This is a genomic window from Luteitalea sp., from assembly GCF_044337415.1.
Classification (GTDB): Bacteria; Acidobacteriota; Vicinamibacteria; order Vicinamibacterales; family Vicinamibacteraceae; genus Luteitalea.
The window spans coordinates 1-10147 of the sequence record NZ_JBIINP010000157.1 but is presented as its reverse complement, the minus strand read 5'-3'; the positions used below and the strand labels follow the sequence as shown (position 1 = coordinate 10147).

The window sequence follows — 10147 nt, the reverse complement described above, 5'->3', positions numbered from 1 at the left end:
GGCGCGAAGTTGTTGCCGTCCTCCACGAGCGACTGCCAGTCGTGGCGGAAGCCGAAGCCGACGCGCAGGCCGTCGCGCATCTCGACCTCGTCGTAGGCGAACCAGCTGAACTCCTGCCGGTCGTACTCCACCAGCGGGTTGCCGACACGCTGCGTGAACTGGCGGGGCCGCCCGGCGTCGTAGTCGGCCAGGCTGGCGAACGTGAAGGTGCCGACGTAGTTGTCGATGCGATCGGAGCGCGTCCAGCCCAGCTCGGTCTCGAAGCCGAAACGCACCTTGTGCTTCGCGTTGCTGATGAGATCGACGGTCTGGGCGATCTCGAGCTCGCGGTCCCGTCGCCCGCCCCGTCGCTGCGCCCCGCCCGAGCGGAACGCGTTGGGCACGTTCAAGCCCACCGCATCGCTCAGCGACGTGACCTCGCTCGCGGTGTCCACGTACTCGAAGCGGAGGTCGTTCAGGAAGTGCGTGCCGATCGTGCCAATGGCCGAGAGGCGCGCGATGTGGCCGCGGCTGTCGTCGCCGAACGCGCGCTCGGGCAGCTCGAACTCGCCGACGCCGAGGTTGTCGCCGGCGGCGTCCCAGCCCTGGTACTCGGCGCGCAGGGTCTGCGTGCGCGTGAGGGCATGCTCGTAGCGGGCCTCGCCTTCCACGCGGCGGTACTCGGAGTTCACCAGCGACGGGAACGTGGTGGGCGCGCCGGTGGCGATGATGGCCTGCGCATCGTAGGCGTCGCGCATCGAGAGGCGGCCCGAGAGCGAGGACGTGCCCTTCACGACCGGCCCGTTGAAGCTCCAGCTGAGGCGTCGCGTCTGGCCCTCCGGCTGGACCGTCGAGAAAGCCGGGCGAGCGTCGATCGACTGGTCGCGGTAGCCCGCGTTCACCTCGTGCGTCCACGAGGCGCCGCCGGGGCGGGTGATGATCTCGACGCGCACCTGTCCCGCGCCCATGCTGTCGGTGCTGTACGGGTCCTTGCGGATGCGCACGACCTGGATCTGGTTCTTCGGGGGGAGGGCGCCGCCCTGGAAGCCGTTGACGCGGATCTCGGCGCCTGCCCCGGCGAGCGCCTCGATGGCCAGCGCGAGCTCCTCGGGATCGTCGGGTAACTGCTCGATTTCCTTCGGGCTCAGCGTCTCGACCTGCCCGTCCGTGGTCGGCGGCGTGAACACCTCGGGCTGGGCCTTCACCGACACCTGTTCGGCGTACCCCCCGAGCGACAGCGTGGCGACCGCCTCGGCCGTCTCCCCCGGGCGCACCAGGGCTTCCACGGTGGCCGGCTCGAACCCGGGCAGCTCCACGATCAGTCGGTAGTCGCCCGGCGCGATGTCGAGGGACGCCTCGCCCGAGGCATCGGTGACCAGCACCCGCGGGTTGCCGCTCACGGGATCGGCGCCCGGACTGGAGAAGACGATCGTGGCTCCGGGAAGGCGTCCGCCCTGCGCATCCTTCACGATGACGAGGAGGTGGCCGAGGGCTTCGCGCGCCGGCTCGTTCTCGGACGTGGGCGGCTGCGCCTGCGCGAGGGCGGCGCCGTTGCCCGCGGCGAGCATGCCGACACACAGGACCGCGGTCATCGCGATGCGTCGGACCAGGCGTTGCGGCAGGGACGGGGAGGGCGCGCACATGCTGTCAGCATACCGATGCCGACCACGAATCGAGCGGCCCGGGTGTTGTCTGTCTCCGGCCATCCCCTCTGGTTCTGATGACATAAGCGCCGCTTCTGGCTTGACCTGCTGACGAGGGGCTGCTCTGCTACCGCAGTCCATGGCGCGGCGTCTTCCTCCTTCCGCGCCCTCTTGCTCTCGGCACCCTCACCGCGTGTCCCGGCACTTCCCCTCCATCGATCGAGTCACTTGACGTTCCGCTGCCTCAGGAGCCCCGCCATGCCGCCGCGCCTCGCGACCTTCGTTCTCCCCGTTGCCGTCCTCGCCTCGACGCTGGCCTGCGGCGCCCCCGGCGAGCAAGCGGCCGCGCCCGCCGCCGCACCCGCTGCGGCTCCTGCGCCCCAGCCCGTCAACAAGCCATCAGTCGCCCCTGCCAGCGCCGACCCGGTGTGGCATTACGAAGGCGCTGAGGGTCCGGAGCGCTGGGGAGCCCTGAGCCCGGCCTTCGCCGCGTGCGGCGAAGGTCGCAGGCAGTCGCCCATCGACCTCGGCACTGCCAGGACGGTCAAGGGCTCGCCCCTGCTGAGGCTGAAGTTCCCGCCCGCGGCGCTCAAGATCGCCCACCACGAGCACGTCGCCGACGGCATCAACAACGGGCACACCATCCAGATCAACTACGCGGGCGGCGACACGATGACCATCGCCGACGAGTCGTTCGCGCTGGTGCAGTACCACTTCCACAACCAGAGCGAGCACACGGTCAAGGGCAAGCACTACCCGATGGAGATGCACCTGGTGCACAAGTCGGCGAGCGGCACGCTGGCGGTGGTCGGCGTGTTCATCGAGCAGGGCGCGCACAACAAGGCGTTCGACCCGATCTGGAGCAACCTGCCGTCGAAGAAGGGCGTGGAGACGCACTACGAGCACGTCGCCGTCGACGTCGACGCCCTGCTGCCGACCAACCGCCGGTCGTACCGCTACGACGGGTCGCTCACCACGCCGCCGTGCTCCGAGGGCGTGAAGTGGGTGGTGATGGCGACGCCGATCCAGCTCTCCGCCGAGCAGATCAGCGCCTTCTCGGCGATCATCCACGACAACAACCGTCCGCCGCAGCCGCTCAACGGCCGCCGCGTCGCCGCCGAGCCCGTGCAGATTGCCTCGCGCTGAGGCCGAGAACTGTGAATTCTGAATTCTGAATTGCTCTAGATGTTGCCGCGCTTCATCTCCCCCACCAGGTAATCCGTCGCTCGCCACGCGATGGCGAGGATGGTGATGGTGGGGTTCTTCTCGGACGCACTGGTGAAGGACGAGCCGTCGACGACGAAGACGTTCTTCACCTCGTGCATCTGGTTGAACGCCGTGAGCGCCGATCGCTTCGGGTCGTCGCCCATGCGGCAGGTGCCGTGCTCGTGGATCGCCGAGCCGTTGCGGTCCACGGCGCCGCGCTTGTAGTCGACGAGCTCGACACCCGCCTCCTTCGCCAGCGCCTCGACGCTGTCGCACATGTGCTCGAGCATCGCGCGCTCGTTCTCGCGGATGCGGTAGTCGATCTTGAGCAGCGGCACGCCGTAGCGATCCGTGCGTGACGGGTCAACGGTGATGCGGTTGTCCCGGTACGGCAGCACCTCGCCGTAGGGATGCATCTCGACCCACGCCGGATAGCGCCGACGCACATCCTTCTTGAAGTCCGCGCCGAAGCCGGGAAGCCGGGTCGCCACGTGGCCCGCGCCCTCGGAACTGCAGCCCGTGTTCCACATCTGCATGCCGAAGCCGCGGATGTAGCCCGTGCGGCGATGCCCGTCGCGGTGGTTGAACCGCGGCATGTAGGTGTGTTCGCCGCCGATGCCCCGGTCGTCGCGCGTGGCCGACCCGTACAGCGACGGCATGAACCCGCGCGCATGGAACCGCACCTGCTCGCACAGGTACCGGCCGATCACGTCCTGGCCGTTGCCGATGCCGTTCGGGTGCTGGCGCGACGTCGAGTTGAGCAGGATGCGCGTCGTGTCGACGCAGCTCGCACCCATGACGACGACCTTGCCGAGCACCTCGCGCTCGGCGCCGGTCTTCCGGTCGAAGTACTGCACGCCCTTCGCCAGCCCGTTGTCGTCGACCAGGATGCGCGCGACGACGGCGTTGGACCGGATCTCGAGCTTGCCGGTCTTCAGCGCCGCGGGGATGAGGTGGTCGGCCGAGCAGAAGAACGATGCCGTGTCGCACCCACGTCCGCACTGGCCGCAGTGATGGCAGGCAGGAAATCCGTTGTGCGCCACCGTCTTGACGGCACGCCTGATGCGCACGAACGGCATGTGCAGCCGCTGGCCCGCGCGGGAAATCGCCACCTCCGCGCAGCGCATGGCCGGCGGCGGCAGGAAGTACTTGCTGCCTGGCAGCGAGTCGTAGTCGTCGTCGCCGCCGCACACGCCGATCAGTTGGTCGACCTTGTCGTAGTACGGCGCCACATCGCTGTAGTGGATCGGCCAGGGAATGTCCCAGCCGTCACGCTCGCCGGCGCGGAAGTCCATCTCGCTGTAGCGCAGCGAGACGCGTCCCCAGATGTTCGTCTTGCCGCCCAGGCCCCACACGCGAATCAGCTCGAAGTCCTGCCCGTCGGCGTTCAGGTACGGCTGTTCCTTCGTGTCGAGCTGAAAGGGCGGCGGCCCCTCGCCACGCGCACGCCTGGCGCGCGCTTCCCAGGGCGACACGTGCGTCCAATACGTGGCGCGATCGAACTTCTCGCCGGCGTCGAGCATCAGCACGTCGATGCCCTGCTGCGTGAGGTTCCACGCCGCCATGCCCCCGGAGGCGCCGGAGCCGACGACGATCACGGGGTACACGCGCGGGGCAGCCTGGATGTGCATGGGCGTAATGGTACCCACGGAGGTAGGGCGGCGTGTCCCACGCCGCCGTTTCGTGATGACGGCGCGGTGGGGACACCGCGCCCTACCTCAGAGGTTGCGTCTGCGCATCTCCTCGACCAGGTAATCCGTCGCGCGCCAGGCGAGCGAGAGGATCGTGATGGTGGGGTTCTTCTCCGAGGCCGCGGTGAACGACGAGCCGTCGACCACGAACACGTTCTTCACCTCGTGCATCTGGTTGAACCTGTTGAGGGCTGACTTGCGCGGATCCTCGCCCATGCGGCACGTGCCGTGCTCGTGGATCGCCGAGCCGTTGCGGTCGGCTTCCATCCGGCGGTAGTCGAACAGCTCGATGCCCGAGGCGTGCGCGAGTTCCTCGATGGCGTCGGCCATGTGGGCGAGCATCTTCCGCTCGTTCTCGCGCGTCGTGTAGTCGATGCGCGGCAGCGGCACGCCGTACTTGTCCGTGCGGTCCTTGTCGACGGTGATGCGGTTGTCGGCATACGGCAGCACCTCGCCGAACGGGTGCAGCTCGACGTACGCCGGAAAGCGCTTGCGCACATCGTCCTTGAACGCGCTGCCGAAGCCGGTGATACCGCGCGCGTAGTGGCCCGCGCCCTGATCGCTGGTGCCGGTGTTCCAGAACTGCATGCCGAAGCCACGCAGGTAGTCGCGCTTGCGCTCCGGTCGATGGTTGAAGCGGGGCATGTAGACGTGCTCGCCGCTGATGCCCTTGTCGTCGGTCGCCTCCTTGCCGTAGAGCGATGGCATGAACCCGCGGGCGTTCAGCCGGATCTGCTCACAGAGGTAACGGCCGATCACGTCGCTGCCGTTGCCGATGCCGTTGGGGTGACGCGCCGAGGTCGAGTTGAGCAGGATACGCGTTGAATCGACGCAGCTCGCGCCCATCACCACGACCTTGCCGAGCACCTGCCGTTCGGCGCCGGTCTTGCGGTCGAAGTACTGCACGCCCTTCGCCAGGCCGTTGTCGTCGACGAGGATGCGCGCGACGACGGCGTTCGAACGAATCTCGAGCTTGCCGGTCTTGAGGGCGTCCGGGATGAGATGGTCCGCCGAGCAGAAGAAGGACGCCGTGTCGCACCCACGCCCGCACTGGCCGCAGTAGTGGCAGGCCGGGAAGCCGCGGACCGGGCGGGTCATGTTGGCGCGGCGGCCGCGCACGAACGGCATGCCGATCTTCTCGCCGGCGCGCCACATGGCGACCTCGGCGCAGCGCATCTTCGGCGGCGGCAGGAAGTACTTGCTCCCCGGCAGCACCTCCGAGTCGTCGTCGCCCCCGTACACGCCAATCAGCTGATCGACCTTGTCGTAGTACGGCGCGAGGTCGCTGTAGTGGATCGGCCATGGGATGTCCCAGCCGTCGCGCTCGCCGGAGTGGAAGTCCATCTCGCTGTAGCGCAGCGAGACGCGCCCCCAGATGTTCGTCTTGCCGCCGAGGCCCCACACGCGATTGAGCTGGAAGGGGCGGCCCTCGGGCGTCACGTAGGGCTGTTCCTTCGTGTCGAGGAAGAACTCGGGCGGCCGCTCCCCTCGCGCTCGTCGCTCACGCTCCTGCCACGGTGTCGTGTGCGTCCAGAACGTCGCGCGGTCGAACTTCTCACCGGCATCGAGCATCAGGACATCGACGCCCTGTCGCGTGAGGTTCCACGCCGCCATCCCGCCGGAAGCGCCGGAGCCGACCACGATCACCGGGTAGACCTTCGGAGCAGCCTGGATGTGCATGGGCGTAATGGTACTCAGGTAGGGCGGCGTGTCCCACGCCGCCGTTTCGGGATGACGGCGCGGTGGGGACACCGGGTTGACGGCGCGGTGGGGACACCGCGCCCTACCTCAGAGGCTGCGTCTGCGCAGAGCGGTCGTACACTCGCCGTCATGCCGATCACCGTCGTCATCCTTTCCGCGGTGCTGAGCGCAAGTGCGGGACCTCAGGCACCGGCAGGACCGCCCGTTCCAACACGCGGATCGTCGTGCTCGGCAGACGCCATGCTGGGCGTCGACGCCGGCCCGATCACATCGGCCGTCCGGGCGCGGCTGGCCGTGCCTCCGGACGTGACCGGCGCGGTCGTGACGCACGTGCTGTCGGGAGGCCCGGCTGCGGACGCAGGCCTTCGGGTAGACGACGTGATCGTGGCCGTGGATGGGGTGCCGGTGGCGACCGACTGCGCGATCGTCGACGTCGCCTGGGGACGCGACTGCGACGACGCCCTTGTGGTCGTGTGGCGCGCGGGCCAGTCGAGCACGCTCGTGCTCAAGCCAGTCGACCCGCTTCCGCTGCTGGCCGAGCGCTGCGAGGCCGGCGATGCGGAGGCCTGCTTCCGCCAGGCCTGGCGGCTGCGGACGGCGCGCGCCACCGATGCCGATCGCGCGACGGCGCTGACCCTGTACGACCGCAGTTGCCGTGGGGGATCCGCCAAGGGATGCGCCTACTTCGGCGTGGCACTCGGCGACACGCCGGGTCGCGCCGAGGAACAGCGGGCGGCGTTCGAGCGCGCCTGCGCGCTTCGCGATGGACCAGGCTGCGCCCATCTGGCCTATCTGTATGCCGGTGGTGATGGCGTGCCGCGCGACCACGCGAAGGCGACGTCGCTCTACGAGCAATCGTGCAGCCTCGGTGACCCGGAGGGCTGCTACAACGTCGGCCTCAACTACGAGAGCGGCCGTGGCGTCGCCAAGGACCTCGCCCGTGGGGTCGCCGCCTACGACGCCGGCTGCAAGGGCGGCAGTCCGATGGCGTGCACGAACCTCGGCGGACTCCTGCAGGACGGCGCGCTCGGCACTCCCGATCCGGCCCGGGCCGTGGCCTCGTGGGCGCTCGGCTGCGCGGGGTCGGTATGCCAGGGCGCCAACCTCCTGGGCTGCGTCAACCTGGCGCGCGCGCACCGGGATGGCATCGGTGGGCCGGCCGACCCGGCCAGGGCGGTCGAGCTGTTCGCGGCGGTCTGCGAGAACGGCCTCGACAATGCCGTCCCGGCGGCATCGCAGCAGGTCAAGGCCTGCGCGCTCCTCGGCGGCATGCACCTGGCGGGCACGGCTCCGGCGTCGAGTGAGGCGCGGGGACGCGCCCTGTCGGAGCAGGCCTGCGACGGTGGCGACGACTTCGGCTGCTTCAACGCGGCGACGGCGCACGCAGCGGGTCTCGGCGGGCCCGTGGACGAGGGCCGGGCGGCCGTGTACTTCGACAACGGATGCACCGCAGGCGATGCGGAGAGTTGCTACGAACTCTCCCTCCGGCTGAACGAGGGCCGCGGCGTGCCACGCGATGCCACGCGGGCGCGCACCCTGAAGGCCCAGGCCTGCGCCGCTGGCTTCACCAAGGCGTGCGACTCGACTCCGGTCCCGCGCTGACACCGCGACACGAGCCGCGTCGGCCGCGTGCCCGACGGGCGCGACACGACAGCTACCGCGGCGTCGGCCAGGGCGCCTGCGTCCTGTCGATCCAGGCGAGCAGGGTGTCGAGCAGTCTGTCGCGTTCCTTCGGGTGGGTCGCCACCAGGTTCCGCCGCTCGCCGATGTCGGTGCGCATGTCGTAGAGCTCGACGGCGTTGTTCGTGGCCAGCGCGCCGCGGCCGCCGTCGAGCCGCCACTCCTCGTGGTAGAGGTGCAGCTTCCAGTCACCCACGCGGACGACGCTGACGGGCCGCGTGCGGAACACCGGGTCGCGGCCGCGAATGACCGGCGTGTCGAGGTAGCCCGGGAAGTGCCAGAAGATGGCCTCCCGCTTCAACCGCCTCTCGCGATTCGTCAGCAGCGGGAGCAGGGTCTCGCCGTCGAGGGCTGTGTCGGTCGGCCGCGCGGTCCGCGCCACGTCCAGGAACGTCGGGTAGAGATCCACGAAATGAATCGGCGCCGTGCTGCTTGCGCCGGGCTTGACGACGCCCGGCCACCACGCGATGAACGGCTCGCGGATGCCGCCCTCGTAGTACCCGCCCTTGCTGCCACGCAAGGGCTCCTGCGACGACTGCTGCGTGCCGCCGTTGTCTGACGTGAAGATCAGGAGCGTGTCTTTCTCGATGCCGAGCGCCTCCAGTTTCGCCCGCAAGACCCCCACCGCGTCGTCGAGGTCGTACAGGCAGGCGGCGTACAGCGCGTCGCCGTGCCGGGCGCCCCGCGCCTTCGCCGTGAACTTCGCCAGCGAGGCGGGGCGCGCCTCGAGCGCCGTGTGGATGGCGTGATGCGAGACGAAGGCGAAGAAGGGCCGGTCCTTGTTCGTCTCGATGAACTCGACGGCCGCGCGGGTCAGGGACGCGACGCCCTTGGGGTCGTCGGGTTCGTCGCGACGCACATTGGGATTGGGCCGCGAGTCGAACACGGTGTCGAAGCCCTGCATGCCCGGTGACGCCCCCTCGGGACCGCCGAGGTGCCACTTGCCGAAGATGCCTGTCGTGTAGCCCGCCGCCTTCAGCGCCTCGGCCATCGTCACGGTCGCGGGTGTGAGGCCGCTCCTGTTCGGGATCGGCGTCAGGCGCATGGACGCCTTCGGGCCGCGCTCCGTGCTGTCAACGGCATACACCCCATGCCGGGGACCGTACTGGCCCGAGAGCAGCACCGCGCGACTGGGCGCGCAGTTGCCCGCACCGGCGTACGCCTGCGTGAACACCATCCCGGCCTTCGCCAGCCGGTCGATATTGGGCGTCTCGTGGAAGTCCGAGCCCTGGTAGCCGACGTCGCGCCAGCCGAGGTCGTCGGCGAGGATGAGGACGATGTTCGGCCGGCGGTCCGGCCGCTGCGAGGTCTGTGCCGAGGCGAAGGCGGCCGCGAGGAGCAGACCGCACGCCAGCGCGAGGCGCGTGCGCGAAACCGGGGTGCCGAGCGGGTGGCCGCCGAGCGTCTGGCCATTGTGTCGGAGCATTGGCGGCCATTGGAGCATGACGGCCGGCGTCGACCTCTCGTTGTCCGGAGGGATGATGATGCAGTAGCATCAGTGCATCAGATGCGCACAACGCTCGACATCGAAGACGATGTGCTGGCCGCCGTGAAGGAGCTGGCGCGGCTGGAAGGGATGACCGCTGGCGAGATGCTGTCGCGGCTCGCCCGCCGGGCGCTCACCAACCCTCCGCGTGCCGCCGGCGAGGCCCCCGAACCTGCGGCGAGCCATGGGTTCCGGCCATTCCCTGCGGGTGAGCGACTCGTCACCAACGAGCTCATCGACGACCTGCGCGACCGCGACGGGCTGTGATGCGGGCCCTGCTCGACGTGAACGTGCTGATTGCGTTGCTCGACGCGGCGCACGTCCACCACCACCTGGCGAGCCGGTGGTTGGCTGACCACATCGAGCACGGCTGGGCATCGTGCCCGCTCACCCAGCTCGGCTGCATCCGGGTCATGTCGCAGTCGGCCTACCCGAACATGCAGCCGGCGGCACGGGTCGCCGAGCGCCTGCAGTCGGCGGCCGCAGCCCGCCACCATGAGTTCTGGAGCGCCGACGCCGACCTGCTCGCGCCCGACACCGTCCGCTGGGGCGACCTGTTGACCTCGCGCCACGCGACCGACGCGTACCTGCTCGCGCTCGCGGCCGCGCACGGCGGTCGCTTCGTGACATTCGACCGGCACGTCCCCGTGCGGGCGGTGCCGTCGGCCGACGCGCGGCACCTGGCGGTGATCGGCTGAGCAGACGCTGGTAGTCTTCCGGGCACCATGCGTCCGGAACGCCGCTCCCTCGTTCGCCTCGCC

The 10147-nt window shown here is 69.7% G+C and carries 8 protein-coding genes; 4 read left to right on the top strand and 4 right to left on the bottom strand.

The window, feature by feature from the left end; translation table 11 throughout:
• Window positions 1–1622 (bottom strand): carboxypeptidase regulatory-like domain-containing protein (locus ACIRDX_RS17315; RefSeq protein WP_396626692.1); only part of this gene is annotated, 1622 nt, incomplete at its 3' end.
• Between the two features lie 258 nt (window positions 1623–1880).
• On the opposite strand from ACIRDX_RS17315, the gene ACIRDX_RS17310 reads away from it, so the two are divergent.
• Window positions 1881–2768, top strand: coding sequence for a carbonic anhydrase (locus tag ACIRDX_RS17310; protein WP_396626691.1), 888 nt, complete (start codon window positions 1881–1883; stop codon window positions 2766–2768).
• A 35-nt stretch (window positions 2769–2803) separates the two neighbouring features.
• On the opposite strand, the gene ACIRDX_RS17305 is transcribed toward ACIRDX_RS17310, so the two are convergent.
• Window positions 2804–4459: a GMC oxidoreductase gene (locus ACIRDX_RS17305; protein ID WP_396626690.1), complete on the bottom strand. Its 1656-nt coding sequence runs from the start codon at window positions 4457–4459 to the stop codon at window positions 2804–2806.
• Window positions 4460–4546: 87 nt separating this feature from the next.
• A complete protein-coding gene (locus ACIRDX_RS17300) occupies window positions 4547–6199 on the bottom strand; it encodes a GMC oxidoreductase (RefSeq protein ID WP_396626689.1) in 1653 nt (550 codons plus the stop codon).
• 261 nt (window positions 6200–6460) lie between these two features.
• Between ACIRDX_RS17300 and ACIRDX_RS17295 the strand changes: the two genes are divergently transcribed.
• Window positions 6461–7822 (top strand): PDZ domain-containing protein, encoded by a 1362-nt coding sequence (locus ACIRDX_RS17295; protein WP_396626688.1) that lies wholly within the window; start codon window positions 6461–6463, stop codon window positions 7820–7822.
• 52 nt (window positions 7823–7874) lie between these two features.
• Here the strand turns inward: ACIRDX_RS17295 and ACIRDX_RS17290 are convergent, their stop codons facing one another.
• Window positions 7875–9326 carry a sulfatase gene (locus tag ACIRDX_RS17290; protein WP_396626687.1) on the bottom strand — a complete coding sequence of 484 codons (1452 nt, stop codon included), beginning with the start codon at window positions 9324–9326 and terminating at the stop codon, window positions 7875–7877.
• An 81-nt stretch (window positions 9327–9407) separates the two neighbouring features.
• On the opposite strand from ACIRDX_RS17290, the gene ACIRDX_RS17285 reads away from it, so the two are divergent.
• Together ACIRDX_RS17285 and ACIRDX_RS17280 are read left to right on the top strand one after the other, a co-directional pair.
• Window positions 9408–9653 carry a CopG family transcriptional regulator gene (locus tag ACIRDX_RS17285; RefSeq protein WP_396626686.1) on the top strand — a complete coding sequence of 82 codons (246 nt, stop codon included), beginning with the start codon at window positions 9408–9410 and terminating at the stop codon, window positions 9651–9653.
• Window positions 9653–10084 carry a TA system VapC family ribonuclease toxin gene (locus tag ACIRDX_RS17280; protein ID WP_396626685.1) on the top strand — a complete coding sequence of 144 codons (432 nt, stop codon included), beginning with the start codon at window positions 9653–9655 and terminating at the stop codon, window positions 10082–10084. Before ACIRDX_RS17285 ends, ACIRDX_RS17280 begins: the two co-directional genes overlap by 1 nt.
• Window positions 10085–10147 lie beyond the last annotated feature (63 nt).